The following is a 380-nucleotide window of genomic DNA, read 5'->3' as shown; positions in this document are numbered from 1 at the left end:
AGCCTCACTTCATGATAAGATAAAGTTGGTTTCCCGACCACTTACTCAAATCATTGAAGGAGGCGTCCCATGAAGGACAAGAACAGTTTAGCACATTCACAATGGAGATGTAAGTATCACATCGTTTCCGCACACAAGTACAGAAGACAGATAATATATGGCAAGTATAAACAGAGCATCGGTGAGATTATCCGAGAACTTTGTCAGAGAAAAGGAGTGGAAATACACGAAGCGAATGCGTGCAAGGATCACATTCATATGTTAGTTAGTATCCCACCAAAGTTGAGTGTATCTCAGTTCATGGGGTATTTGAAAGGAAAAAGTAGCCTGATGATTTTCGATCGACATGCCAATTTGAAATACCGATATGGGAATCGAAA

At 40.3% G+C, this 380-nt stretch carries 1 protein-coding gene; it reads left to right on the top strand.

Features of this window, described 5'->3' with window-relative positions; genetic code table 11:
* Window positions 1-69 precede the first annotated feature (69 nt).
* A partial coding sequence (gene tnpA / locus ACYQ4S_RS12415) for an IS200/IS605 family transposase (protein ID WP_459771485.1) occupies window positions 70-380 on the top strand: 311 nt, incomplete at its 3' end.

The organism is Alkalibacterium sp. s-m-28 (genome assembly GCF_054658175.1).
Note: the sequence above shows the minus strand (reverse complement) of the source record. Positions and strands in the feature narration are given on the sequence as shown.